The organism is Corynebacterium hesseae (genome assembly GCF_037850265.1).
GTDB lineage: Bacteria > Actinomycetota > Actinomycetes > Mycobacteriales > Mycobacteriaceae > Corynebacterium > Corynebacterium hesseae.
This window is the reverse complement of sequence record NZ_CP137211.1, coordinates 1,270,045-1,296,658: the sequence shown is the minus strand read 5'-3', so window position 1 is coordinate 1,296,658 and position 26,614 is coordinate 1,270,045. Positions and strand designations below refer to the sequence as shown.

Genomic DNA, 26,614 nt, shown 5'->3' with positions numbered 1-26,614 from the left:
GCGTAAAGCTGCATCGTGGCGGCGAGTGGAGGAAGATGGAGAAGGTCACAAGCTACAGGCACAAAGGAGCAGCATGCCCAAGGCAAAGAACATGCATGAGACGGATAAAGATATCCGATCGGAGGTCTTCATCTCTGGTCGCCACCAGGAGATCCCTGTCGATCCGGCGGATGAGTTCAAGCGGACGACGCTTGCCGCTGGTGCGGTTCTCTGGCGTGGGGATCCGCACGATCCGGAGGTTGCTATCATCCACCGCCCGCACTACGACGATTGGTCGCTGCCTAAGGGCAAAGTCGATCCGGGCGAATCACTTCCCGTCACCGCCGCGCGCGAGATCTTCGAGGAAACCGGCTACACCGTGCGCCTGGGCAAGCTCATTGGCAAGGTGGCTTATCCCGTTCAAGGACGCACGAAGGTTGTCTACTACTGGCTGGCACGTGTACTCGACGGCGAATACACCACGAATTCGGAGACCGATGAGCTGCGTTGGATGACAATCGACGAGGCCTGCACGCTGCTCTCCTACGACGTTGATACGCAGGTGCTGGCGAAGGCTAAGAAGCGCCTACGCCTGGCTCCGACGACGCGCGTGCTGTATGTCCGCCATGCACGCGCTCACCAGCGCCGCTCCTGGGAGGGCGATGATGACCTGCGCCCGCTGGATAAGAAAGGCCGCCGCCAAGCAGAGATGCTCGTGCCGATGCTCACGCCTTTTCACCCGACCGCCATTTACAGCGCCCCGCCGCAGCGCTGCCAGCACACCGCTGCCCCGTTGGCGGATGAGCTCGGCATGGACATCGCTGTAAACAAAGCATTCGGTGACGATGTGTTTGCTGAATCCCCTGAAGACGCCCGCGCGGCCTTCCAGCGCGTTGTTGACGGCGGCAGTGTCCCCGTCATCGTGAGCCAGGGACTAACCATTCCGGGGATTATCGAATCCTACGCGCCGAAGTTCATCACGACTCCCATCGACGAGCTCAAGTTCAAGAAGGCTTCGGTGTGGGTGCTCTCCTTCAACGACGGTGAACTTACCGGCGCAGACTACCTCGCTAGCCCGCTGCCCGTGCGATAAGCACTACATCGCCACTTCACCAGGTACCTTTCGCCGTCCTGCTGTTCTATTCCCAACGCACAGCAGGGCGGCGCTGCATAGCACGGGTGAAAAGGACCATCCCCAAAGCCCAGATCGGGTAGGCGGCAAGGAAGCCAACGATGGGGATAAATATGACAAAGCTCGTGATGAGGGAACAGATCAAGATAAAGAGCAGCGATTGCCCAAGGTTCTCAATGACCAAGTTCAAAGCCTCCCGGAAGCACTCCATGAGAGGCTTATCCGGGGCATCAGCCTTGATGACAGGCGCTGGCCACAGAAGCGCAAAGAGAATCAGTCCGGGGAAGCCGCCCGCAATTGTTCCGAGCATTGCCAAAATAAAGAAGCAAGCATAGACGCCGGCGCAACCATTCAGCTGGGCAAACCTAAAGTAGTCGCGGAAGGTGACCTTCTCCCCATCAGCGATCTTCCGGGAGCCATTAAAGAGGTTCGCCATCAGCCAGAAAAGATAAGCGAAGGCGGCTAGCCCCATGACAACCATGAGAGGGATCCCCACGGTAGTCGCTAAAGGCTCGATGTCCGTGCCATTTCCTTCCATTACTGCGAATACACCGCCTACAACGGTTCCCGGCACAAGAAGAAGAGCAAACGTGATAATGAGATGCACCTGCATGGCCAGCATTCCTGGCACCGGTTGCTTTAAGTAACCCTTGAATGACTGGCCCAGAATATCCATGGCGTCAATGGGCGGCGCTCCTGCCCCGCCGGGTGGGTTGCCAGGTACTGCGCCGGGCTGGTGGTACCCGTAGCTTCCCGTCTGCTGGTAGCCGTAGCCGTTTGGTTGCCGGTAGCCGTAGCTCCCGGATTGTTGATAGTCGTAGCCACCGGGCTGGTGATAGTCGTAGCCACCGTACCCGGTGGTGCCGCCGAATTGATTGCCGTTCTCTCCGCTAAAGCCGTCAAAAGGATTAGTCATGCTGAGGATGTTAACGGCGCTATGTGCACCGCGCCACAGGAGGCGGGGAATACTACCCCACCGGTGCCGCCTCCGCTAGGACGCAAGGACGCGCGGTTTGAATCCCGGGCGCTTGGATTCAAAGGCATCGATATCGTCCTCGTTACGCAAGGTCAGGCCGATGTCGTCGAGCCCCTCCATAAGGCGCCAACGGGTGTAGTCATCGATATCGAAGGTATAGCTATTGCCGCCCACGGTGACCGTGCACGCCTCCAAGTCGACGGTGGTTTCGGTCTCCCCTGCCTCCAACTGTTTCCAGATGAGCTCAATGTCTTCTTGTTCCATGAGCCCCGTCAGCAGGCCGGCCTTGCCAGAGTTGCCGCGGAAAATATCGGCGAAGCGAGAAGAAAACACCGCCTTGAATCCGTACTCAGCAAGCGCCCATACCGCGTGCTCACGGGAAGAACCGGTACCAAAGTCCGGGCCCGCGAAAAGCACAGAGCCCTCCCTAAACGGTTCCTGGTTGAGCACAAAGTTTTTATCACTGCGCCAATTGGAGAACAGGCCGTCTGCAAACCCCGTGCGCTTCACGGACTTCAGGTAGCGCGCTGGGATGATCTGGTCGGTGTCCACATTGGAGACACGCAGCGGAACGCCGACGCCAGTGTGAGTAATAAACTTCTCCATTTTCTTCTCCCTTTCCTTAAGCGCCGGCAACGGCGGAATCGTCAATATCTGCAGGTGCGGCCAAGTGCCCCAGAACTGCGGTTGCCGCGGCGACGGCCGGGGACACCAGGTGGGTGCGGCCGCCAGGGCCCTGACGGCCCTCAAAGTTGCGGTTGCTTGTCGACGCCGACCTCTCCCCCGGCTTCAACTGGTCCGGGTTCATGCCCAGGCACATCGAGCAGCCAGCAGTGCGCCATTCGGCGCCGAAGTCGGTGAAGATTTTGTCCAGCCCTTCTTCCTCAGCCTGAGCCTTGACCACGGCCGAGGACGGAACCACCATCATGCGGGTATCCGCCGCGATGCTGCGCCCCTTGACCACCTCGGCGGCTGCACGCAGATCCTCAATGCGTGCGTTCGTGCACGATCCAAGGAAGACCGTGTCGATCTGGATATCGCGCAGCGGCGTGCCGGGCTTTAGATCCATGTAGGACAATGCCTTTTCGACGGAGGCCTTTTCTCCATCGTCACCGCACTCCTCCGGGTCGGGCACCGTAGCGCTCAGCGGCAGGCCCTGCCCCGGGTTAGTACCCCAAGTCACGAAAGGCGTGAGTGCGGAGCCGTCGATCTCTACGACGGTATCGAACTCGGCGCCCTCGTCGGTCGGCAGAGTCTTCCAGTACTCGACGGCCGCATCCCAGTCTTCTCCTTGCGGTGCGAATTCACGGCCCTTGACGTATTCAAAAGTGGTCTCATCCGGAGCCACCATGCCGGCGCGGGCGCCAGCTTCGATGGACATGTTGCAGATGGTCATGCGGGCTTCCATCGACATTTTGCGAATGGCCTCACCACGGTATTCGATGATGTGGCCCTGGCCGCCGCCGGTGCCAATCTTGGCAATGATCGCCAGAATCAAGTCCTTGGCGGAAACGCCTTCCGCCAGCTCACCGCTAACCTCAATGGCCATCGTCTTAAAGGGCTTGAGCGAAAGCGTCTGGGTGGCCATGACGTGCTCCACCTCAGAGGTACCGATACCCATAGCAATAGAGCCGAAGGCACCGTGCGTCGACGTGTGCGAGTCACCGCACACAATGGTCATGCCGGGCTGGGTAATTCCCAGCTGCGGGCCTACGGTGTGAACGATGCCTTGCTGAGCATCACCCATCGAATGCAGACGCACGCCGAACTCCTCACAGTTCTTGCGCAGCGTGGACACCTGCGTGCGAGAGACCTCATCTTTGATTTCTAAAAGGTTGCCGGTCTTAATTCCCACCGTCGGAACATTATGGTCTTCAGTAGCCAGGTGCAGCTCCGGGTGGCGCATCGTGCGTCCGGCCAGGCGAAGACCGTCGAAGGCCTGCGGGCTGGTAACTTCATGCAGGAGCTGGAAATCAATATAAAGAAGATCGGGCTCGCCGTTCTCTCCCTTGCGCACGACATGGTCGCGCCATACCTTCTCTGCGAGTGTCAGTTTCTCAGTCATGTACCTCTCCACTTGAAATCTCAATTAATGGGACGTAGATTTCATTATATGGGAGAGTATAGCGCAGTATCAGGAATTAAGGTATTGGATCGCGCCGTAGCCATCATGATGGCCGCGACCAACCAACCTTCTACACTCAACGAGCTTTGTGAGACCACCGGCCTGCCTCGAGCAACCGCTCACCGTCTCGCCACAGCGCTCGAGGCGCACCGAATTCTTACCCGCACCCCGGATGGAAAGTGGGGCGCGGGCCCTGCCCTTCCCGGCAACAGGGATCGGATCATCGAAACCGCCGGCCCGATTATGGAGGAGCTTCTTGACGCCACAGGCGAATCCGTCCAGCTTTACGAACTCTCCGGCACCACCCGTACATGCATCGCCACGCGTGAGCCGGAAATTGGACTCCACAACGTGGTACCCGTGGGTCGCCAACTTCCCCTGACCTCCGGCTCGGCAGCGCGTATTTTCGCGGCTTTTGCCGATGTCCACGTTCCCGATGCCATCTTTAGCGAGCACGACGTCGAACTCGCGCGCACTAACGGCTACTCCGAATCCATCGAAGAACGCGAGTCCAACCTCGCCTCCGTCTCCGCCCCCGTCTTCGACGGCGCCGGAAATTTCATCGCTGTTCTCTCCATCTCCGGTTCAGCCGAGCGCTTCCACCCCTCTCCAGCTGAAAAGTTTGCGGACGTACTGGTGGGCGCTGCCAACCGTCTCAGCGCCGCACTTTCCCACGGCGCACCACGCAACGGCAACCACTAGGCACGCCAGTAGCCAAACCCTCATTGCCGTATGCATAGATACCTAGCTACCTAGATACTCAGCCCAAAATACATTGCGAGACCACGCAGCCCTTCTGGACCCGTGCTGCTTGTCGAGGACAATGCCTCTCCCTTTTCCTGAACCACTCGGACCGGGTTTCCTGGCTCCCGATTAGGGCGGCGCGGTACCCATCCCTGGTGCGGCAGGCGCGCTAGTTCATCTGCATGCGGCATCCGTGCATAGTTTGAGAAAGTCACTGTCCGGCCATTCCGGTTGGTCTGGGTAATACCCTGGTAAATTCCCACTACGCCCGGCTGCCCTGGAACGGAGACTGCTCCACCGCTATCCCCTGGTGCCAGCGAGACGTCGACCGCATAGTTCATCCCCGGGAAAAGACCCGGCCCTCGGACGGCAGTACCACACTGGCGGGACGCAGCCTGCCCGTCGAAGCACACTGTTGCACCTTCACCAGGAACCGGCGTCATGCCATCCCCTGTGAGGGGGTTTCCTGCCGAATAGGTTCCGCCAGCGAATTGAATATAGGCCAAGTCATGCCCTGCAGCTCCGGAAGGCTTGAACCAACGTAGCGTACCCAGGTGCTGACCCGCTTCGTTATACATCTGCTCGCCATTCAGACCGCAGTGCGCCGAAGTCCACGCTCGATTAGCTTCGACATAACCAACAGTACACAAGGAGCCATCAGCCGCAGCAATCTTTTGCCCTTGTCTGACCGGCACACCTTCTGCGGCTGTTGCAGGGGCAGCGAGAGCAAGAGCCAGGGAGCACGCGCCAGCCACCGAGGCAAGGCTGAACACAAAGCGCGAAACACGGCGCTGAGAAGACTTTTTCAACATGAGTTTACTTTAGCCTGTTTTGCCCCATGTGCACTTCACGCACCTCACATCACTCCGCTAACACCCCCAAGCACCCCCACTATTGAAACTGAATTGAAAACAAGCTTTACTGAGGTTGTCAGCTACTGAAAATTGATTGAAAATCCCCAGCCTTTCAAGGAGGAGTCATGACCCACACCATTCACGACGAGCACACGCACACCCACGGCGAAGGCTGCGGCCACGTGGCATTCCCGCACGGCGATCACACCGACTACGCGCACGATGGCCACATCCACCGCGAGCATGAAGGCCACTGGGACGAGTGCGAGGCATCCGAGCACACCGTTCACGAGGGCCACGACCACGAGCACGGCGAAGGCTGCGGCCACGTAGCCATCCCTCACGGCGATCACGTGGACTACCTCCACGATGGCCACCGCCACGCAGCACATGATGGCCACTGGGATTGCCACTAAGAGCGCTCCGGATTCCATTTTTCTCAGCTGCCTAGCCCGCGCTTACGCTGCCGGGCCTGGGCAGCTCTCCCCGTTTTCTCCAGCGAATCTCGGTACATCCCGTTAGGGTGGGTCTTATGATTTCCACGCGCGCCCTCCGTCCCGTCGCAGCTTTTGCGGCCATAGCCACCGCTGGTGTTTTAACCGTTGGATGCTCTACATCGTCCGACATGGCAGCGCCCTCAACCCCAGGCGAAATATCGGGTGAGCCAACTTTCGAGAACACATACCCGGCCTTTCAGCCGCTCAATGACGACGCCGAACTTCACGTCCCTGACTCCGCCGATGAAGGAGCCCCAGCCGGCCCCGAGCCGACGTTGCCGGGCACCGCAACCGATCAGCCTGCGGGCCAGGCTCAACAGCCGGATACTCAAGCGCAAGGTGTGCAGGGAGCCAAACCAGGCGCAGGCCAACACCAGACCGCTCAGGCTGCAAAGATGGCCACCTACAACAGCCTTTCCGGACAGCTTCCCCAAGGCGAGGCCAACGGTGCATCAGTCAACGTTCACGGCACACCCGCCACGGTGTGCCAGATGGGCGATGGCTATAACATTGCCTTCGTCATGGCCGGCGCAAACACTAGTTGCGATTTTGCGCGCTCCACAGCCGGGCGCTTGATGACTTTAGCCCCAAGCTCCCAAGATGACCTCCGCGCCTATATCCCCGCACAGGTAACCGTCAACAGCTCGGTCACACAGCAGAACTACTCGCTGACGTGCAACATCGATGAGCACGAGGTCATTCGCTGCACGGGCGGCAATAACGCTGAAGTCCTAATTGTCTAGAGCCCAGGCCGCTAACCCCGTATCCCGATCACAAAAGAGGGCGGCAAGCTATATTGCTTGTCGCCCTCTTTATTTGTACCCCGTACGGGATTTGAACCCGTGTTACCGGCGTGAGAGGCCGGCGTCCTAGGCCGCTAGACGAACGGGGCTCGTTTAGCTGTCCGTTGCGGACTTGCTAAACACTATAGGATCTCCAAAAGATTGCACAAATCGGCAGGTAAAGGACCTTTTTACACAGATAAAATCCCGAACCTCGTTGCCATTTATGGCCGCGATGTAAACTTCGACTCTCAAGGCCTAGGTGCGGATCGAATCAGTGGTTATTCCGCCGGCGTGCCGTTGGCTGCAGGGGCCGGAGCACTCGTTAGACATCGCTGGAGGTTCGGGAGGACACGTGCACTAACAGCATGTGATGCAAGGCTCCTACTTCGCTCGAGTGTTGGCTTTAAGAAGTTGTGGATTATGGCGATGCCGCCTTGTATTATCTGCTAGGGTTGCGTCGGCGATAGTGATGATCTTCAACTTCCGCCATCCGCTCTCCTTTCTGTCGGGAATGCGTTGTACCTGCAGTGTATGGCCAGAAAAGGCTTACCGGTAAGACTTAGGCCAATTGAGTACTGGTTCACCCCCTGGTACTCCAGCGCCCCTCCCGTCCACCTCGCCGAAGTTGCAAGCCGGTATGGGGTAAAACCAGACCACTCAGATGGTACGAGTAGCCTCACCCCTTTACTTGCCACTATTGCAAGCGTTAGACTTGCATAAGATGCAATTAAGGGAGGAGCATTATGAACGACGAACTCAAAGTCATTGAAGAGGTTCAGCAACGCACCACTTGGACGCAGAGCTGGTGGGCGGTAGCACTTGTAGCGCTCGGCACCGGTAGCAGTCTTGCACTATCCAAGCTGTCCTGGTGGTACACACTCGCAATCCTGATACCGACGTTCATTCTCGGCTACCTCCTCAAGGACAAAATCGCGAACCCTTTTGTTCGCCCCAATCCCAACAACGGGCCGAGGAACGATCGCGCCACATGGTCACGTATACTGCTCCCCGCCGCAATGATTTTCTCCACCACTCCGACACCTGATACATGGCCATGGATGATCACCAGCGGGGTCATTGTTTCGGCAGCAACAGCTTGGATGCTCTACGAGAACCGCAACGCGGCCATAAAGGGCGCCAATGCCTAAGGAAGCACCCAACCAATCCCCTGAGCTGGATCCAGTAATCCACCCGATTAACCGCCTCAGAATCTGTGCCACGCTGTACTCCGCCGGTGCCACCGACGGCCGGCAAATGAAGTACAGCAAGCTCGCCGAGTTGACCGAGCTCCCCGCCGATACACTTTCCAAGCAGTTAAAGCACCTCGAAGAACGCGGCTACATTAGCCGCACCCGAGAGTATGGCTCTACCCGCGCCAAAGACGCCGTGTGGGTCGCGCTGACTGAAGCAGGAGCACAGGCTTACGTGCAGCACGTGGAGGCACTCAAAGCGATGACTGAGGGACTATAGACAGCGCAGCCACTGCGTGATGCGATCCCCCAGTTGTGGAAACTCGGTATAGCCGTCTTCCTCAAGGAAATGTCCCGCGTCATGGATGGTGATGGGCGTGGCCGAGAGGGCGTCGGCAAGCTGCTGTGTGAGGGCAGGGTCAACCAGGACATCGTTAGTGGACACGAAGACCTCTGTGTGAGCGATGTGGGGTTGGACAGCAGGCACGTCGACGTGTGCTTGGCCGATGAACTCGTCGAGCTCCGGAATGACACGAAGCTTCTCCACAAACCCAGAGACAATGAAGAGCCCAGGAAGCTCCCACTCGCCCTCCAATGCCGTGAGATAGTGCAGTAGCGCGGTGCCGCCCAGGCTATGCGTGATGATGCAGGTATTAGCGTTTGGACGCTCAATGTCGTTGCGTATCGCCTCTACCCACTCATCGAGCTTCGGTTCGTCTGGTTCCGGCAGCGCGATGGTGTGAACGGTGTGGCCGTCGGCGGTCAACAGACGCTCTAGCCACGGGAACCAATGACTGTCAGGACTGGCTTGGAATCCATGAACAATGGAGAAGTGCATGGTCGCCAATCATACGAAAATGAAGCGTACCGAGCCACATCGAACGCAACTTTTCCGAGGTTCGCAATCCTCTTCACCCGCGTCCGATCTCGGCCAGCCCTCAGCGCACACAGCGTCTCTAGCTCCTCACTGTAGGCCTCACTTCTGGCGTGCAGTGGGTCGGATTAAAGGCTGCTATGGCGTGACTCCTGGAGCTCAGGCAGCAGGGTAGACCTTCTTTCGTAGACGACCGGTCCTCTATCTAGATAGCGCAAGGGGGACTGCGTCTCTTTCTAAGATTGCCTTCACGGCATCTATGTATCTACTGTGTACAGCCAGTATAAGTAGCCGCTCGGCCCTGGACGCGCCGACATAGAGGACTCTTCTTGCCTCTGAACTTTGGTCTTCACTCCAGTCACGGATCGTGTCCCCGGTCCAATTATCTCCTGGAATTATCAGTACGACCGAGTCTGCCTCCAATCCTTTAAAACCGTGAATTGTTGAATGCTCATACTGGTTCTCGGCTGTCGGTACCCCGTCCCAGATCCAGACATTAGCTAAAGGTGTCTTGGTGCGGTCGCGGTCGAGAGCGACTCCAAACTTGTCCGCTACTTGGACAACTTTCTCTCTGAAGTCACCGCGAGACAGCCCCGTTGGATCTCCTGCTGCCACTGCAAACCTCAGGCATAACTCGCGGTATGCACTCTTAGTCAGCCCAAGACTCTCGAGATACCTCTCTTCACTAGCCTTAGCTAGGCCTTTATCTGGATGCAACCTCTGCAGCGAAAGACCGATATCAATAAGTGCTCGGGTCCGCTGCGCCGACGTCGAGGAGGGGTAAAGGAGTTCGTTACAAGACCCTGCAAGAACTGCAACCTTGTTGGCAGACGTCTTTTTCTTTGCTCGGCTTCCTGCTGCAAGGGCTGCGTTATCTCCTTTGTGAGCTAGAAATACCGGCTGAGATAGTTCCTGGTACTGGTCCATTACTGCCTTGACTGAGGGACCAATATCCGAAGTCTCTCTATAGCCGACAAGATGTACTGGGATCTCGCAGCTGGATGCTCTACCCCCAGCAGTGTCTGTACTCGTGCCCTCGCGCAGACTGTCCACGATCTTGCAGATAGCGGGCGAGCTGCGGAAGTTCGTGTTAATTCGCGGCTGGCGGTCCCTCGAATCGACAAAATTGCGTACTTCAGCAACCGACGTGCCTCGAAACTCGTAGATAGATTGGTCAATGTCCCCAACCGTGATCAAACGGATGCCGGATTCCTGAAGTGTCCGTAGAACGAGAAGGTCAACAGTATTACAGTCCTGGACTTCATCGACGATAACCTCCTCGAATCGAGTAGCCAACAGCTCGACGATTCCGTACCTGTTCTCTTCAATCTCAATTCTCGCCAGAAGTCTCGAAGTGTCAGCGTCGAGATGTCCCGCCTTGGTCAGTTCTTTCCATTTAGCATGCGCGGCAGACTCCAATGCCCGGATGGGGTAATGTTTATACTTCCACCTGTATTTGTCCAGCAAGGTCGCCCGGTCATTATGACAAATGAAGTCATCCAGCGGTGCTGGCGCCTGTCCCTTTATCGTCACGACTGCTGAATCAAGACTGCTCCAGGAATCCCAGAATGTAGGAGTCTTGCAGAACCTTGCCTTATAGAATGGTGCCGCGAAAAACCTATTGATAAAGCTGTCAATCGTTCCGACGAAGTTCGGCGCTTGGAGTAGTTCTGGTTTGTGCGCGCACCTCCTCTGGGCTTCTTCCGCAGCGGCGTTGGTAAAGGTAATCAAGGCGACGCCGCGCCGCGAGTTCTCTGTATCCGCACGTGTTGCAAACCGCTCGACGATGGTCTGTGTCTTCCCAGCGCCCGGGCAGGCCTCAAAGAAGCCGCCAGACTCCGACTCGATGAGCGCCCGCTGGGCCGGTGTGAATTCAAAAGTCATTTCTCACCTCTAGTCTTCGGCTGCTGCCTCAATCGCTGCTCGAAGTTGATCCGGGCACGCAAAGGTCACATCTGGCTCGGATATAGCAATTGCGACGTCGTGAGCAAACTGACCCTTGCTGATACACAGATTCTCCGCATCCTTTTTGACCTGGAGTCTCCGGTACATCTCCTGCGCCGGCGCAGGTGCATTCTCGATAGCCTCCCACTTCTTAACAGAGCGGGGATGCTGCTTCAAGAACGCCCCCTTAAGGATGTCGTTGTTGGCATCCGAGCTGGTCAGCAAGCTTGCCTCTAGTGTGTACTTTGATGTCTCCACACTCAACACGTTGTCAGCTCGTAAGTTGAGAGCGATATCCTCGAGGTCTTCAGATCTATTGATGCTCTTGGCTTCCAGATCTTCGAGAGGTGGGTCTTCGTCCGTAAGTGCGATCACCTTGTCAGCGAGCCGCAAACCCCCACCAAAGTCATACAGAAGCAGCGTGAGGTACGGACGGAAATCCACAGAACCGAGGTTGACGATAGGTGTGGCATTGAAACGACGGAGTTGTTTCGCCTGTTCGGGATCGCTTCGGTCGAACACACAGTGCCGTGCAAGTGCTGGTAATAGAACTGCCTCAGAGATTCCCTCGACCAGGATGACCCGCTGAGTAAACAGCAGATCAGATCGAGTTACATCCAAGTACTGGTCGATTTTCCTTCGGTCGTTCTCACCGTCGAACTCGACCTGTTTAAGAGCTAGCGCTGCCGTATTACTACGGCCCTCGCGCTTGGTCGATCGGATGACTACGGTTCTTTCTAGTCCAACCGAGCTGGCCAGGTTCGGAGAATGTGTCGTCGCGATAACCTGGATCCGACCAGCGGGCTGCCCCTCTTCTGGCTGGGAGACAGAATTCTCAGCTTGCTCGAGGAGGAAGTCGAGCAAGACACCTTGGAGTTGCGGATGCAGGTGCGCTTCTGGCTCTTCGACCAATAGCAGAGTGAGCTCGGACTGGTTAGCCTCCTGTAGCTCAAGCAAGACTGTCGACATAAACAGGAGGTTAGCGTAGCCCAATCCGGATGATGCAAGGTCAGTTGCATCTATCCCATGCTCTGCCATCTTCAGGCGGAGACCTCGCGCAAGATGCTCGAGCGAGGGCTGTTCAAAACCAAGCGCCACCTGTTGTCCACGCACCGCATCGGTTAGCGAGGATAGATGCCCCTGAATCTTGTCGCTAACTCCCTGGACCGCACTACTTTCGGATAGCTTCTCAGTAGCGGCATGAGCCTCGTTCAGGAAAGCTTCCCTATCCTCCTTGTCGAGCAGGTAGCGCAAGATCGTCCCCAAACGGCGACCGTTGGCGGAGTCCAGCTCCCGCTTCGCATCGCGTAGCGGCTCCAGGTAAACGTGGTTGATCTTCGACCGCACCTCAGCTTCTGGATCCGGAGAGGCAACTGGCCCTGCCAAGCGCTCGGTTCGACCGCGCGGGTACTGATCAGTTGGCGGAAAATAGCGGACATGGTGGTGAATTTTCTTAGCGTTGAGATCCAACGCACCGATGAATAATGCCTGCTGGAAGCTATCTCCGTCCGCGAAAACAAGCTCAATATCTGGGTTAGTGTCGGCCCCGATCGACGGGTCATCAATCTCGAAATACCTCGTCCGTCGTCCACTCAATGGAGTCGTTGCTAGGCGAAGGGCATCAATGATGTTGGATTTGCCCGCATTGTTCTCTCCGACCAGAAGAGTCAGATCAGGGCTAAGCGCTACTTCCGTGTCCTCGCATGATCTGAATCCCTTGATCCGTACGCTCTCCAGCCACATTGCCGCGGCGGGGTCGCTTTCAATAGTCAAAGCTCTCACTCCAGTCTTCTGCCGCCAGAGGGGCATCATTTAGGTCATCTCGCCGAGCAGTCCAGTCTGGCAAGTGCTGATCCATCACCGCTACAAACCTAGAGTTGTGGCTTCTCTCGATCAGATGCGCCAGCTCATGAACCACCAGGTACTCCAGACTCCGAGGATTCTTCTTTGCTAGCTCCGGGTTGAACCAGATGTTACGGCTATCAGGATTGCACGACCCCCACTTGGTCTTCATCCGCTTGACCGTAATCTGGTTAGCTTTCACCCCCATGGCAGCCTCCCACTTCTCAAGCAGAGGCGGGAGTGCGGCCTTGAGCTCCCGTCGGTACCAGCGGTCGAGAATGCCGAATCGATCATCACGAGTCGACCCTTCCGGGGAGTAGAGCCACAGAGTATCGCCGGCCAATACTACCTTGGGATTTCCACTGTGTTTTGAGACGTCGAGGCGGTAGCGCTTCCCCCAGGCGTAATGGCTCTCTCCGGAAACCATCTGCCGCTCCGTCTGGCGCTTCGCCTTCTGCAGTCGCTCCCGCTCACGCCGGATCCACGGCAGTCGCTGGATAATAGCCCGACGGATAGTGTCCTCGTCCAGGCGGGCGGGCGCAGCCACGCGCACGCGACCCATCGGTGGATACACCGACAGGTGCATATTCTTGATGTCCTTGTAGACCAGCTCTACATCAAGACCGGAGACGGTGAGGTAAGCACTAGCGGAATTCATCATGCATCACCAAGAGCTCAAGCAGCTTCTTCATCTCATCAGGTTGCAAAAGTCCAGGGAAATTGAGAGCGACGGTACGCATCAGCGACTTCTGCTTCGTCTTATCGCCAGCCCAGCCGTGCTCCTTATTGCGCTGGATTATGCCGTACACCCGCTCAAAGTCGACCTCGATATCCTCCGGCCAGGCGAAGTCAATCAGGGCACGGCGCGCAGACGTGCCAGCCCATTCTGGGTACTTCTGATCCGACTCTCTCCGAGCAATCCGCTGGGTAAGCTCAACCAGCTTCAGCAGGTACTCCTCATAGTCGATAACAGCCTCACGCCGCTGCTCGATCAAGGCATCCAGGAGCGTTGACATCGACTCGTAGTACTTCGGGTTCATCGCGTGTTCGTCAACGATGGTCTTGCGAACGTTGTTGACGATGGTCTCGGCAGCAGCCTCTGGATCCTTCCGGATATTCTCCGGTAGCTTGTCGATAACTCCGACCCCATGCTCGACGATGAGATGGACGAGACCCTGGTCAAAGGTCGCCAGGTTCCGGGATGCATCCGCCTGAATGTAGGTGTCGAGAAGCGCGCGCATGCCGGCCTCGAACTGCTTGAGGTCAACATTCTCGCCAGCACCGAGCTTCACTTCGTCGCGGACATCGACGAAGTGCTTGACCTCGGACCTTATGAAAGCAGCTTCACTCTCCGAGTATCCAGCCTCACTCATCCGGTTGGCCAGGTTCGCATAGGCACGGACCAGACTGGCCACGCCCTTGTAGAGATCCACTCGCCTCGGTTCGTTGGCCTTGAGCTGCTCTGCGTTGCCACTTTCCCTCGCGCAGAAATAGTGCTGGTACTGCAGCGTGCCTTTCGGCGGAGCCACCGGCTCACACAAGGCTCGTACCATCTCAAGAGCCTCGTCCAGGTCCTGGCGCTCTTGCTCAATGCGGTCCTTGAGCAGACCTTCCACGTCTTCTTCGTCGTAGTCAGCAAAGGCTTCGGAGGTGTAGTCAGAAACCGCATCCTCAAGGGATTTGAACAGGTCGCGGTAGTCGACGATGTAGCCATACTCCTTATCGTCACTGTCAAGCCGGTTCACGCGACAAATTGCCTGGAATAGGCCGTGGTCCTGCATGTTCTTATCGATGTAGAGATAAGTTGCACTCGGAGCATCAAACCCAGTCAGGAGCTTGTCGACCACGATCAGCAGCCGCATCTGACCAGGATGCTTGATGAACTTCTCCTTGACGCTCTTCTCGAACTCGTCAATCCGCTTGACAGCATCATCAGCGTTGGTCTGAAAGTAGTCCGCAAGCATCCGACGGTAGATCTCGTACTTGACGATCTCCTCATTCTTGCCAGCCCCGGAGTCTTCCTTCGAGATCTGGGAAGCGTTCGGCTCATAGCTCGTGATGATGGCAACCTTGCCAGCCAGTTCGCTATGGCTGAAGATGTCGTAGAATTTGCAGGCTTGGTAGACGCTTGAGCACACCAGCATGGCGTTGCCTCGGCCATCCATCAGGCGGGGCATTCTGGCCATATCCATCAGGATGTCTGCGGCGATCTGCCGAGCTCGCGGCTCTGCGGACTCGACTGCCTTGATCGTCGCCCAGCGCTTCTTCAGCTGGTGTTTTGTCAGGTCGGTCATGCCCTGAGTGTGAATCTTGAACCACTCATCCACCCGTTCTGAGCTCATGAGGCGTTGCTCGATATCTCGCGCCTCATAACGCAGATCCAGCACCACGCCGTCATCAACGGCCTCATCGAACTTGTAGGTGTGGATGTACGAGCCGAAGGTCTCGATGCTCTTGGCCTTGTCCTTCTTGAGAAGCGGAGTGCCAGTAAAGCCAATGAACATCGCGTTTGGCAGCAACTCCTTCATCGCCTTATGGAGTTTGCCGCTCTGGGTGCGGTGAGCTTCATCAACAAAGACGAAGATATTGCCCTTGGGGTTGAACCCTTGAAGGAGAGGTTTCTTGAGCTGACGCACGAAGTCTTCGGTGTCGCCCTGGTCCTTCTCGTCATCACCCCGGAACTTATGCACCAGTGAGCACATCAGCCACGGCTTGTTCCGGTCCAGCATGCCGATCATGTCTGCTCCAGACGTCGATCGCTCGATGGTCTCATCGACACCGGCAAAGACCTTCTCAATCTGCTCATCAAGCTCAGTCCGGTCGGTGATCACCAAGACACGCGCTTCGCGCTGGTTCTCCCGGATCCACTTCGCCAGCCACACCATCGTTAAGCTCTTGCCTGACCCCTGAGTGTGCCAAATAATACCACCCTCGCGACGAGCAATACGCTCCTGAGCAGCCTTAACACCGAAGTATTGGTTATGTCGGGCTGTCTTCTTCACACCAGAGTCGAAGACGATGAAATCATGAATCAGCTCGAGGAAGCGCTGTTTGCTGGCCATCTGGAGCAACCCTCGGTCGAGATGGTTCTCAACCTCGCTTGGTTCTTTCCACTCCAGCCAATACTTCTCCGGAGTCTCAATCACTCCGTAACGTAGGCCCTCAACATCGTTACCGGCAAAAAGCAGCTGGACAGTGGTGAAGAAGGGTCGAACGAAGTCTGCCTTCTGGTTGCCGAGGTGCTGGCGGATACCATCCCCAACGCTGACCTTGGAACGCTTGAGTTCGATGACGCCGAGAGCGATGCCATTGACGTAGAGCACGACATCTGGACGCTTGGTGTTCTTGCCCTTGATCGACACCTCTTCGGCCACCACGAAGTGGTTAGCTTCCGAATTGTCCCAGTCGATAAGCCAGATCGTCTCGAAGTTTTCCGAGGCGCTGCGTTTTACCTTTACGCCGTAGCGAAGCAGGCTGTAGACATTGCGGTTGGCCTCGTAAAGCGAACCGCCAGCCGGCAGCGAAGCAACCTTATGAAGCTGCTCGATGGCACGCCGAACCAAGTCCTCTTCATAGCCACGTGCCAGCAGATTCTGGCGCAACAGCTCTTCCTCAACGTTGGAGTTAGCCCGGTCCTTCCAATCCCCGACATATTCGTAGCCCAGCTGGCTGGACAGGATGCCTACGACGTGATCCTGCGTGACACGCTCACGCTGCCCGACCAGACTCATGACGCTACCTCCTCGACAGGCAGACGAGTACGACCAGTAAGAAGTTCCTGCATCATGCCTTGCTTGATGCTGCGAGCGGACTCGAGGCGACGCTTAAGGGCAGCGATTTCCTGGTCGGCATCCTGCAGGATCTGGGCAATAGCTTCCTGCTCTTCTACTGGCGGCAGAGGAATGGATAAATCTTCCACATCTCGATGCGAGAGATGCTTGACCGTAGTAGCACCGGTTGAGTTCTGCATTTCTAAAAGCGGCTTTTCCAAAGCATAAGATAGATACGCGCCATTTACGTGGCGTGAGAGTATCAACCGACCCACTCGTTGGTTAAGAAGCGCAGGACCACCTCTCCAAATGATTGGTTCAAAATCACCATCCATTCCCACGAGAATGTCACCGTCCCCAAGGATGAAATCTTCTGAGAACACTCCGGAAAAAAATATAACGGAATCATTTGAGCGGAGATCCCTGTTCCGGACAAGCCTCATTCCTGAAGCAGATTTGGAGAATCCTGAAGATGGAAAAGGATATCCGACTTGAAACTTAAGTACCGTACCAAGTCTGGTTCTGTCCCAGGACCTCGTAAATCCATCTAGCCTAGTCGCCCCACTAAGAAGTTGCTGTATCATGCCCTGCTTCATTGCCTGCTTCTTCGAGATCAGGCGCTCGAGAGAGGAAATGAGGTCGTCTTTCTCCCAAAGAGCACTTGAGATCGCCTTTTGCTCGGCGAGATCTGCAGGTATTCTGACAGGCAATCCCCTCACAATGTCTGAGTTAATGTTCATTTGAGAACCCGACTGGCCGGCTTCCTTTAAACGACCCTCAGCAGCCTTGAGAAGATAGAGCATAAATTTCTGATCGGCCTTAACTGAAGTTAAGGCAACAAAACCGTCATGAATACATGCTGGAATCCGTGTTATAACTGGGATTCCAACAGATGCAGCAATGCTCAGAATCAGAGTTCCTGATTCTAGAAAACGGCTTCGCAGTATCCCATCTTCGGAAAGGCGTTGAGACGTCACCTTGAGCTCCCGACCATTTGACCTGTTTACGTCTGCAATTCGAACCCACCCAACTTTTCCAGCGTCATCAAACCAGCGATCCGAAGCGATCGGGCGAGGAGACGCGCCTCGTGTGACTACTGCTAGTTCGCCGATCGTGGTATCTACCCAGTCACTGGTCATTTCCAGAATCCCATCTTCGCGAGACCCTCATTGACTTTTGACTGAAGTCCCTGTGATTCTTGCTGAAGTTCGTCCAGTGTCGAGCTGTAACGCTGCCCCAGTACCTCCAGTCGATTAGTCAGCTGTTGAGTGGCAAGGAATCCAACCAGTCGGATCTTCGTATGTACTGTGACTTCCCACTTTCTCTCGATAACCAGCCCGCAAATAGCCGACTTTTCCAACTTCGAGTAGGTAGCCAAAGTCTTCAAGTTGAGGTCTAGATTGGCATCCTTCACAGCCTTCTTTGCTGCTGTCTCAGCAGCAAACAGTTTTACGGCATGATTGAGCGCGGCGATCTCCTCCGCCTCTGCACCCTCAGCCTTAGCTTCCTTGAGGCGCTTTCTCGCATCACCAACCTTGACCCCGCCATCGTCATTGACGGCCTCCCAGAGCAGACCTTCTTCGACCGCGTGCTCCTCGATATACTCCAGGAGCTCCTGGCTAATGCGCTCCTGTTCTGCAGTGAGACGATCAAGCTCGGCCTTCTTTTCAGCGAAATAACGATCGATGATTAGTGCCGGCGGGATCAGGTCAGTTACCCAACGCTGGGCCTTGACACCCGTGCCGAAGACCAGGTCAGCGGCCTCGTACTTCGGCTTCTTCTTGTTGTCATAGCCAGTGATCCGAGCTTCACGCGGTTGAGCAGCATCAACCCAGCCGGACCCGCCGATGAGTGTGACGTCATCGTGCATGGTGTCATTCCAGTAGCTCATCAGCTGCTCGTATACGCTGTATTCGCTGATCAGCGGACGACCCCGGAACTTCTCCAGCAAGTCATCACCAAGATCCTCAATCAGCTGCTGCGGCCTGGTCTGCGAGTCAATCGCCTCCAGTTGAGATCGGTGAGAACCCCACCAATCCTCAACAGCCTTGGAAATAGTCGAGGTAAAAGCCTTAACGTCCTCTGATTCCTCAATCACCTTGGCTACCTGCTCGGGCTCTACGGTGAGCTCGGAGTATCCCTCCCGCAGAGGCCGGAACAGCTCACTGCGCAGTTTCGGGAAAGCATCCCAGTATTCACCCAGGGCATCGAGATCTCGGTTCGGGACACCACCCTTGAGATGGGCTTCTAGGTCCTGGATGTCTTCCGGTTCAGAGGTGTCGATGTAGCGCGGGATGTTGACGTTGTAGTTGTTCTTCGCATCAGAGATCTCAGAGAGCGGCACCATTCGGGCGTAGCGCTCAATTTCCTCGCTAGCAAGGTAGGTGTCGATTACCTTGCGCATATCCCGAGGACGCAGACGGTTCTTCGGCCCGTCCTTCTCAAAGCCTTTGGAGGCATCGATCATGAAGATGCCCGTCCGGTTTGCCGCGTCCTTCTTGTCGATGACGATGATGCAGGCCGGAATTCCCGTACCGTAGAAGAGGTTGGCCGGCAGTCCGATGATCGCCTTGATCAGGCCGCGCCGGATCAGCTCTTCACGGATCGCGGCTTCAGTGTTGCCACGGAAGAGCACTCCGTGGGGAAGAATCACCGCTCCCCGACCATCAGACTTGAGCGACTTCACCATGTGGAGTAAGAAGGCATAGTCGCCGTTCTTCTCCGGCGGCTCAGCGAAACCCTCGAACCGGTCGTATTCCTTGTCGAAGCCGTTCTTCCAAGTCTTCACGGAGAACGGTGGGTTGGCCACGAAGTAGTCAAAGGTCTGCAACTGCTCGCCCTTGAGAAACTTCGGATCAGAGAGCGTATCTCCCTGGCGAATGTCGTGCGTCTCGTTGCCGTGAAGGATCATATTCATCCGAGATAGTGCCCAGGTGGCGTTGTCCTTCTCCTGGCCATAGATCGACAAGCCGTTGGGAGCAGCGTCAGCAACCTTGATCAAGAGTGATCCAGACCCACAAGTCGGGTCATAAACGGTGGTAGAGCGGGGAGCATCCTTCGGGATCTCCAGCACTTGGGCCATAATCCTGGAAACCTCAGCCGGGGTGTAGAACTGCCCCTTGCTCTTGCCGGACTCCGTCGCAAAATGCCGCATCAGGTACTCATACGCATCCCCGAGCAGGTCGTCACCTTCAGCGCGGGAACCGGTGAAGTCGATGTCCTGGAAGATGCTGATGAGGTTCGTTAGGCGATCCTGCATCGCCTTACCTTCACCTAGCTTGTTCGGGTCATCGAAGTCGGCGTTGTTGATCACACCCTGCAGGTCGTTTTCCTCAGCCAAGCGACGGATGGCGATGTTCATCTTCTCACCGATATCGGGAGCACCCTTGAGTGCTACCAGGTCATCGAAAGATCCACCTTCGGGAACCTCGATCAGACTGTAGGGGTCGCTTTTGGCCTTATCCGAGACATACTTCACGAACAGGAGCGTCAGGACGTAGTCCTTGTACTGGCTGGCATCCATGCCGCCGCGCAGCTCATCGGCACTCTTCCAGAGGGAGCTGTAAAGATCAGACTTCTTGAGAGCCACTACCACGTCACCACCTTCGACGACTCGGCGTTAATTGATGCTTGTTGGACTCTCAGACTCATCTTGCGGTTTTCTCCTCCACGCTGGGTGGTCTAAATCTTGTTAGGTAGTTGACTCTACTGATCGCCACCGACATGGTTGCCGGGAACTGCCCTCGTCAGGTGTGAAGTGGCGGACTGTAGCTTCACCCCTGGGTTGGTCGTCAATGTTTTGATTATACCTCCGAACTGGGGTTTTGTTAACTTTGTCCACGAGTCCACACACCTCTCGGAGAGGTCGCCATGTTCGAACACGCAAGCGGTGGAACTTCGTCCACTCCAGGGGGCGACCCTGCCTGGTAATGCTTCGTAGCGTCGTGCTCATGAGCGCCTCCGAGAGCCGCAACCCAGGCCTGGACGGCTACGTTGACTGGATCGTCTTCGACCGAGACTGGAATTCCTTTTCCGAGCCGTGTGAAACTGAGGAGGAGGCCCAGTGGGTCTCCCACCATACGGGCGGCGAGCCGATCTACAGGCGAGAGTGGAAAAGGTACTTTAAGCTGTGACAATAGCTACACTGTAGCGATTTCAGCTCGCCAGGAAGCGCTTCCCATATAAGAACATGTGAACGATGAACAACTAAATCGCAGAGCGAGTACCTTAGAATGAGCAACTCAGTCGCCACGATGAAGTCATCGATGAGCACAAGGGCCGTCTCGCCAGGCTTGAACAAGTATCGGCGCAGCACTACAAGCGAGATCTACGCTCTCCAACCTGGAGCTCCGAGCTGCTCGCTTCCAGGTCAGAGCCGCTTCGTCAGCTGGAGTAAGTACTGCCATTCCGAGCCTGCGTCCTGCGTCCGCTTCGCCTGGCGAGCTTTTAGAATTTCATGCACGTTTAGCCCGTATTTGTATGCCAGTGCAGACAGTCCTCCAGTAGCCAGGTCTGCCAACGCAGTCCCAGCCAACCCCATCGTTAGGGCTCCGACCCCCTCCTGAATCGTGGGGACATCAAGGAATCGAGCCAGGGCTTTACTTGAAACTTCCCAGGTAGCAGCAGCCTTAGTCTGAGCCGCTGCCTTGGCCATCTCCGCCACAGTAGGGTGAACTTCGTCGCGCCAGTAGACATCCACTTCTGGCAGGAAGTCTGCTTCAAGTGGAGATGATGCAATCTTGTCCTGGACGTGCCGCACTCCCCTAAAGTACCGGCCACGAAGATCTGTAAGTTCGGATCTAGCTTCAAGAATATTCTCCATGGAAGCATCGGGAAAAACTGGTAAGTGCTCGATAAATCTTGAGCCGACCCCGGCACGGGCAGAGTTGGTCAGAGCGACCTCCGACAGGGAGGCTTCACCATTTTGGGTAAGTTCTTCAGCCAGCAGGCGAATGTGATCATCGAGGAGTAGGTGCGATCTCGGGTTCTGTAGGAGTCTGGTAAGTAGGGCTGTGAAATACGCTGAGTCCAAGTCACTGGTCGTCTCATCCAAGAATAGGCTAGAAGAGCTAAAGGTCAGCGCGCCACTCTCCAGGGCTTGGTCAATATCGTCTCCGCCATAGTTGCGCCAAGAGTCCTCATACTGCCGGCGCATCCGACTGGCTATCGAGTCGTACCCCGAACCAAGATACTGATCGTGGACCTTTTGAGCTTCGCGAAGTTCGGGACTATTCCGTCGCTGTGCGCGGGAATACTGCTTCTGAAAAGCTGCCAACTCGCGTGGCACCCGCAAGACTTCACTTATCTCACGCTGACTTCGTCCTACTAGGTCAGCTCCCTTTTCCCCCGAGTGCATCTCAAGCAGTGCTATGACCCCGTCAGTCCCCGACCGAGAGAGATCAACGAGTTTTTGCAGGTGCAACAGTGCCGGAGACACGAGCTCGACCTGCCCCGCATAAAGCAAGGCTGAGCGGACCAAGCGGACTTCTTCCGCGACTCTCCGTTGTCCCGCCAGGTTTGAGAAATCGAGCGCTGTAGCATCCCCCCAGAGCTACGACCACTATCGTTGGCAGGTCCGCTTCACTCGACAACCGCTTAAGGTCTTTGCGCTGGTCTTTCGACTTCTTCTTGGCCATAAGCTGATCGTAGCCTGGTACTGCTGGAGTATCGCTTCTGTCTGACGAAATTTTAGAACACTCGTTCCCAAACGTACTAACTCAAATTGACGCAGTAGTCAGGGGTGGTCCGGTTATGCAGATAGATTGCCGTAATCGATCCTCCAGGTAGGAGTCTTGGCCGATACTGAAGTTGTGGCAAAGAAGGAGCTCACTGAACGCCAGAAGACAGTCCTGCAGCGGATCAACGACGGGTGCCCTGACAACGACTGGCCAGAAACCTACTACAAGGGCTCAGCCCGCATGATGGCCAGCTACGACCTCGTGAAGATCAAAGGGCGAGGCAAGGAGTGGCAGGCTCAAATCACGCAGCGAGGCAGGGATGTCCTCGCCGGCGTAGAGGCACTCACCGGCTCGTCTCAGGTGAAGTCTCGAGCTCCACGGCGAGATCTGGCCACAGGTCCAACCGCCACCAAGCCCGCAATCCCAAAGAAGATCGCACCACCCGCTCCCCCGGCTGTAGATACCGAGCAGCTCTTCGACGAGCTGCTGGCGGCAGAGTTCCAAGTCATCACCAGACCCTTGGCTACCGATGACGAAGAAGCCAGATGGAAAGACGCCCTGAGAAGGCTCCGTTCCTCACGCTCCCTCCTCGGCGACACCTTGCAGGTGACCTCCCGAGTCCGAAACGAGGGCAGTTACCGTGCACCACAGAAATTCTTCGACCTCACGCTCGTTCCAGTAGACAAGTGGCTCAACGATCCAATTTCAGATGAGATTAAACGCTACCACCCAGCCGTAGGCCAGGTCATGAAGTACTCCACCAACACGACTCGTGACCTCCAAAAGCGGACCAAGAGAGCCTTGCACATGCTGTTTCGTGAGGTCGAGGCTCGTGGGTGGGAGCACAAGGAGATCGATGTCATTCCATACTCCGGCCATAAGACATCTCGCGAGCGCGGCTCTCTCAACCCTGGAAATACGGGCTACGGCTTCAACGACGGGCATAGAGACTACTTTGTCTCTGCTACCGAGCGGGTAGACATTGTCCAGCGAGAACCCACCAAGCAAGAACTCGAAGACCTTGAAAGAGATCTACGCTGGTGGCCGGACGCGAGGATCAAGAAGTTCTACGACCACCCGTACACCGGAAACCTCACCGTTACGATCGGCAAGTACCAGGCCAAAGACTCAATCACCAGGACTGCCGAAACCTCAATACCGGCGGCTTTCGCCCAAATCACGCTGTCTCGTTGCTGGGTCGAGCATGACCGAGAGATGAGCCGGCGTGCCAGGGAGCTCTGGGGCAAGAAGGTCGCGATAGCTGAGAAGCGGGCCGATGAAATCATCCGCAGCCGTCAATTCCACGAAGCTCTCCGAGAAAGAGTGGTGAAGTGGGATGAATTCAAGACCATTCCAGCACCTTTAATCGCCGTCATCGACGGCGGGCAAGGAGCTGCCAGCGCCATCAAACAGTGCTGGCCGACCACACTCGTCCAACGCTGCCTGGTACATGCTCAACGCGTGGTACGCCGCTACACCACCTCACGCCCACGCACGGATGCCGGACGCACAATCTACCGGCTAGCACTCAAGCTCACCCGTATTAGCACTATCGAGCAAGCCAGCCAATGGGGCGCACAACTGCATGAATTCGCCACGGTCTACCACACCTGGTTAAACGAGAAGCCCCTCGTCAAAGACCCCCAAACAGGCCGCTGAACACGCACTTGGACCCATGCCAACGTGCGCAAGGCCTACAACAGCCTCAACCACCTCTGGCGCAGCAACCTGCTATTTGTCTACCTCAACCCTCCCGAAGAAGTCATTGACACTGACCAGATCAAAGCCACCACCAACAGCCTGGAAGGCGGAATCAACTCCCAGCTGAAACTACTAGCACGAACACACCGCGGACGACGAGGAGAACACCAACGCCGAATGCTGGAGTGGTGGCTCTACCTAAAAACTGAACTACCCGACGACCCCGTAGAAATCGCCAGGCAGCAAAACTGGGGCCAGGACGCACTCGCCAAAGCACAAACCCTAGCCAACCAGGAAACACAAGCCACCAGCGGCCACGAAGACGGCCGACCAGCAACCTACGACAGCGCCATCGACACTGCCTACAACCACTCTATGGGAATACGCAAAGGTCACATACGCTAAACCCCAACCCCCACCAACACAATCTGTCGTTTAACTCGACACGCCGGAAAACAACACGTTTTGTCGTTTAGGCCCAATCGGTTTGAAGCATCAACCAGAGCCAGCACCAGGACTCGAACCGGGCGAGAACCTGGCCACAGGGGTGGATTTAACCCAAGAAAAAAGAAGCCAGGTCCGAAGACCTGGCTACCTCTGTTAAATCACTAACTCGTATGTGCAAGAACACAATGGTACCCCGTACGGGATTTGAACCCGTGTTACCGGCGTGAGAGGCCGGCGTCCTAGGCCGCTAGACGAACGGGGCTTAGAACTGTGACCGCTGACTGCAAAGTGCCGCTGCACTTTGCGCAGTTATCACTGCTGGCCTACCAGGACTCGAACCTAGAATGACGGTACCAGAAACCGTTGTGTTGCCAATTACACCATAGGCCATTATTGCCGTGAACTAGCTCGGGCTTTAACCCCTCGCCGCTCGCTGCAACGGTTTATTACTATATCCAGCACTACCGATACACACAAATCGCCAGGTCAGGATATTTTTTCGGGGCGTTAGGATTGAACCCTAACGCCCCGAAATAACAGCCATGTGAGACTACTTAATGGATCTACTCAGCGCTCCACGGCGTAAGTGCCCGCGCAGCCTTAAGGCGGGCCAACGTGGACTCCTTGCCCAGCAGCTCCATGGACTCAAACAACGGCGGGGAAACCTGCTGACCAGAGATAGCTACACGCAGGGCACCGTAGGCCTTGCGGGGCTTGAGGCCGAGGTCGTCGATAAGCGCGGCGGAGAGAACCTTCTCAATCTCCTCCGTCTTCCACTCCCCGAGCTCCTCCAGCTTGGCGATGGAAACCTCCAGCGGCTGAACCGCATCCTCCTTGAGGTTCTTCCGGGCTGCCTTCTCATCTAGCTCCAGCTCAGCGTCCGGCGTGGTCAGGAAGGACATGAGGCCATAGGCGTCGGACAGCGTCTTAATGCGTGTCTGCACCAGATCTGCAGCGAAAGCGAACTTCTCCTCGGGATAGTCTGCCGGGAAGTCGGTGTACTCAGTCAGGTAGTCGCGCAGGCGCTGAGCAAAGTCTGCTGGCTCCAGCAAGCGAATGTGGTCGGCATTGATGGCCTCGAGCTTCTTCTGGTCGAAGCGAGCCGGGTTACCCAATACGTCGTGGACGTCGAAGTTGGCGATGAGCTCGTCGACAGAGAAGATGTCCTGGTCCGCGGACAGGGACCAGCCCAACAGCGACAGGTAGTTGAGCATGCCCTCCGGGATGATGCCGTTGTCGCGGTGATTGAACAGGTTGGACTGTGGGTCACGCTTGGAAAGCTTCTTGTTCCCCTCACCCATCACGAAGGGCAGGTGGCCAAACTCAGGCGTCTTCTTGGCAATGCCGAGCTCTACGAGCGCCTCGTAGAGGGCCAGCTGGCGCGGCGTGGAAGACAGGAGATCCTCTCCGCGCAGGACGTGGGTAACTCCCATGAGGGCATCATCAACCGGGTTAACCAGCGTGTAGAGCGGCGCACCGTTCGAGCGTGCCACGACGTAGTCCGGCTGGGTCTCCGACTTGAAGGTCACCTCGCCGCGCACCAAATCAGTCCAGGACCAATCCTTGTCCGGCATGCGCAGGCGCCAGACCGGCTTGCGGCCTTCTGCCTCAAAGGCGTCGATCTGCTCCTGAGTCAGGTCACGGTCGAAGTTGTCGTAACCCAGCTGCGGGTCGCGGCCAGCTGCCTTGTGGCGCTCCTGAACCTCTTCATTGGTGGAGTAAGCCGGATAGACATAGCCGCCATCCTTGAGCTTCTGCAGGACATCTGCGTAGATATCCATGCGCTGCGACTGACGGTAAGGCTCATCCGGGCCACCGACGTTAACTCCTTCATCCCAGCCCAGCCCGAGCCAGTTCAGGGAGTCAATGATGGCCTGGTAGGACTCCTCAGAATCACGGGCAGCATCGGTGTCCTCGATACGGAAGATGAGCGTACCGCCAATGTGACGGGCATAGGCCCAGTTGAACAGAGCCGTGCGGACCATGCCCACATGGGGCGTGCCGGTAGGCGAAGGGCAGAAACGGACGCGGACGTCGGATGTCGGTTTAGTCATGTCCCCCATCGTAGTTCAGCGC

General features: G+C 56.5%; 20 protein-coding genes, 3 tRNA genes and 1 pseudogene. 8 read left to right on the top strand and 16 right to left on the bottom strand.

Going from position 1 to position 26,614, the window contains the following annotated elements; all coding sequences use genetic code 11:
- Window positions 1–73: 73 nt before the first annotated feature.
- Window positions 74–1,072 (top strand): bifunctional NUDIX hydrolase/histidine phosphatase family protein, encoded by a 999-nt coding sequence (locus R3O64_RS06035; protein WP_339017505.1) that lies wholly within the window; start codon window positions 74–76, stop codon window positions 1,070–1,072.
- A 46-nt stretch (window positions 1,073–1,118) separates the two neighbouring features.
- Here the strand turns inward: R3O64_RS06035 and R3O64_RS06030 are convergent, their stop codons facing one another.
- The 3 genes from R3O64_RS06030 to leuC form a co-directional block, all read right to left on the bottom strand.
- Window positions 1,119–2,027 carry an EI24 domain-containing protein gene (locus tag R3O64_RS06030; RefSeq protein ID WP_154736540.1) on the bottom strand — a complete coding sequence of 303 codons (909 nt, stop codon included), beginning with the start codon at window positions 2,025–2,027 and terminating at the stop codon, window positions 1,119–1,121.
- A 75-nt stretch (window positions 2,028–2,102) separates the two neighbouring features.
- Entirely contained in the window at window positions 2,103–2,693 is a 591-nt protein-coding gene (gene leuD, locus R3O64_RS06025; protein ID WP_339017504.1) for a 3-isopropylmalate dehydratase small subunit, read from the bottom strand.
- Between the two features lie 16 nt (window positions 2,694–2,709).
- The gene (leuC, locus tag R3O64_RS06020; protein ID WP_070528544.1) at window positions 2,710–4,152 is read right to left on the bottom strand and encodes a 3-isopropylmalate dehydratase large subunit; all 1,443 of its coding nucleotides are present in this window, start codon (window positions 4,150–4,152) and stop codon (window positions 2,710–2,712) included.
- 48 nt (window positions 4,153–4,200) lie between these two features.
- Between leuC and R3O64_RS06015 the strand changes: the two genes are divergently transcribed.
- A complete protein-coding gene (locus tag R3O64_RS06015; protein WP_070528547.1) occupies window positions 4,201–4,914 on the top strand; it encodes an IclR family transcriptional regulator in 714 nt (237 codons plus the stop codon).
- A 50-nt stretch (window positions 4,915–4,964) separates the two neighbouring features.
- Here the strand turns inward: R3O64_RS06015 and R3O64_RS06010 are convergent, their stop codons facing one another.
- The gene (locus R3O64_RS06010) at window positions 4,965–5,768 is read right to left on the bottom strand and encodes a hypothetical protein (protein WP_083321610.1); all 804 of its coding nucleotides are present in this window, start codon (window positions 5,766–5,768) and stop codon (window positions 4,965–4,967) included.
- Between the two features lie 167 nt (window positions 5,769–5,935).
- Between R3O64_RS06010 and R3O64_RS06005 the strand changes: the two genes are divergently transcribed.
- Window positions 5,936–6,226, top strand: coding sequence for a hypothetical protein (locus R3O64_RS06005; protein ID WP_083299015.1), 291 nt, complete (start codon window positions 5,936–5,938; stop codon window positions 6,224–6,226).
- A gap of 116 nt (window positions 6,227–6,342) precedes the next feature.
- Window positions 6,343–7,050 carry a hypothetical protein gene (locus tag R3O64_RS06000; protein WP_339017503.1) on the top strand — a complete coding sequence of 236 codons (708 nt, stop codon included), beginning with the start codon at window positions 6,343–6,345 and terminating at the stop codon, window positions 7,048–7,050.
- Window positions 7,051–7,126: 76 nt separating this feature from the next.
- On the opposite strand, the gene R3O64_RS05995 is transcribed toward R3O64_RS06000, so the two are convergent.
- Window positions 7,127–7,199 (bottom strand) — tRNA-Glu (locus R3O64_RS05995).
- Between the two features lie 636 nt (window positions 7,200–7,835).
- On the opposite strand from R3O64_RS05995, the gene R3O64_RS05990 reads away from it, so the two are divergent.
- Together R3O64_RS05990 and R3O64_RS05985 are read left to right on the top strand one after the other, a co-directional pair.
- Complete coding sequence (locus R3O64_RS05990; protein WP_339017502.1) at window positions 7,836–8,240, top strand: hypothetical protein; 405 nt, start codon at window positions 7,836–7,838, stop codon at window positions 8,238–8,240.
- On the top strand, window positions 8,233–8,562 hold the full coding sequence (locus R3O64_RS05985) for a transcriptional regulator (protein ID WP_339017501.1): 330 nt from the start codon (window positions 8,233–8,235) through the stop codon (window positions 8,560–8,562). The genes R3O64_RS05990 and R3O64_RS05985 overlap by 8 nt, the downstream gene beginning before the upstream one ends.
- Here the strand turns inward: R3O64_RS05985 and R3O64_RS05980 are convergent.
- The 7 genes from R3O64_RS05980 to R3O64_RS05950 all read right to left on the bottom strand — a co-directional run bounded on the left by R3O64_RS05980 (window position 8,557) and on the right by R3O64_RS05950 (window position 20,301).
- Window positions 8,557–9,120, bottom strand: coding sequence for an RBBP9/YdeN family alpha/beta hydrolase (locus tag R3O64_RS05980; protein WP_339017500.1), 564 nt, complete (start codon window positions 9,118–9,120; stop codon window positions 8,557–8,559). The genes R3O64_RS05985 and R3O64_RS05980 overlap by 6 nt on opposite strands.
- 237 nt (window positions 9,121–9,357) lie before the next feature.
- Window positions 9,358–11,040: a UvrD-helicase domain-containing protein gene (locus R3O64_RS05975; protein ID WP_339017499.1), complete on the bottom strand. Its 1,683-nt coding sequence runs from the start codon at window positions 11,038–11,040 to the stop codon at window positions 9,358–9,360.
- A 9-nt stretch (window positions 11,041–11,049) separates the two neighbouring features.
- Window positions 11,050–12,873 (bottom strand): ATP-dependent nuclease, encoded by a 1,824-nt coding sequence (locus tag R3O64_RS05970; protein WP_425248919.1) that lies wholly within the window; start codon window positions 12,871–12,873, stop codon window positions 11,050–11,052.
- On the bottom strand, window positions 12,863–13,603 hold the full coding sequence (locus tag R3O64_RS05965; RefSeq protein ID WP_083306513.1) for a M48 family metallopeptidase: 741 nt from the start codon (window positions 13,601–13,603) through the stop codon (window positions 12,863–12,865). Before R3O64_RS05965 ends, R3O64_RS05970 begins: the two co-directional genes overlap by 11 nt.
- Complete coding sequence (locus tag R3O64_RS05960; protein ID WP_339017497.1) at window positions 13,587–16,673, bottom strand: HsdR family type I site-specific deoxyribonuclease; 3,087 nt, start codon at window positions 16,671–16,673, stop codon at window positions 13,587–13,589. The genes R3O64_RS05965 and R3O64_RS05960 overlap by 17 nt, the downstream gene beginning before the upstream one ends.
- Window positions 16,670–17,851 (bottom strand): restriction endonuclease subunit S, encoded by a 1,182-nt coding sequence (locus tag R3O64_RS05955; protein WP_083276498.1) that lies wholly within the window; start codon window positions 17,849–17,851, stop codon window positions 16,670–16,672. Before R3O64_RS05955 ends, R3O64_RS05960 begins: the two co-directional genes overlap by 4 nt.
- The gene (locus tag R3O64_RS05950) at window positions 17,848–20,301 is read right to left on the bottom strand and encodes a class I SAM-dependent DNA methyltransferase (protein WP_339017496.1); all 2,454 of its coding nucleotides are present in this window, start codon (window positions 20,299–20,301) and stop codon (window positions 17,848–17,850) included. Before R3O64_RS05950 ends, R3O64_RS05955 begins: the two co-directional genes overlap by 4 nt.
- 361 nt (window positions 20,302–20,662) lie before the next feature.
- Here R3O64_RS05950 and R3O64_RS05945 point away from each other — a divergent pair, with 361 nt between their 5' ends.
- Window positions 20,663–20,845: a hypothetical protein gene (locus R3O64_RS05945; protein WP_339017495.1), complete on the top strand. Its 183-nt coding sequence runs from the start codon at window positions 20,663–20,665 to the stop codon at window positions 20,843–20,845.
- Between the two features lie 236 nt (window positions 20,846–21,081).
- Here R3O64_RS05945 and R3O64_RS05940 read toward each other — a convergent pair whose 3' ends face one another.
- On the bottom strand, window positions 21,082–22,191 hold the full coding sequence (locus R3O64_RS05940) for a hypothetical protein (RefSeq protein WP_339017494.1): 1,110 nt from the start codon (window positions 22,189–22,191) through the stop codon (window positions 21,082–21,084).
- Window positions 22,192–23,740: 1,549 nt separating this feature from the next.
- Here R3O64_RS05940 and R3O64_RS05935 point away from each other — a divergent pair.
- A pseudogene (locus R3O64_RS05935) lies at window positions 23,741–24,496 on the top strand (IS1249 family transposase); the annotation flags it as partial.
- Between the two features lie 228 nt (window positions 24,497–24,724).
- Here the strand turns inward: R3O64_RS05935 and R3O64_RS05930 are convergent.
- From R3O64_RS05930 to gltX, 3 genes are all read right to left on the bottom strand, one after another.
- Window positions 24,725–24,800, bottom strand: a tRNA-Glu gene (locus tag R3O64_RS05930).
- A gap of 56 nt (window positions 24,801–24,856) precedes the next feature.
- Window positions 24,857–24,928, bottom strand: a tRNA-Gln gene (locus R3O64_RS05925).
- 173 nt (window positions 24,929–25,101) lie between these two features.
- The gene (gltX, locus tag R3O64_RS05920; RefSeq protein ID WP_339017493.1) at window positions 25,102–26,601 is read right to left on the bottom strand and encodes a glutamate--tRNA ligase; all 1,500 of its coding nucleotides are present in this window, start codon (window positions 26,599–26,601) and stop codon (window positions 25,102–25,104) included.
- Window positions 26,602–26,614: the final 13 nt, after the last annotated feature.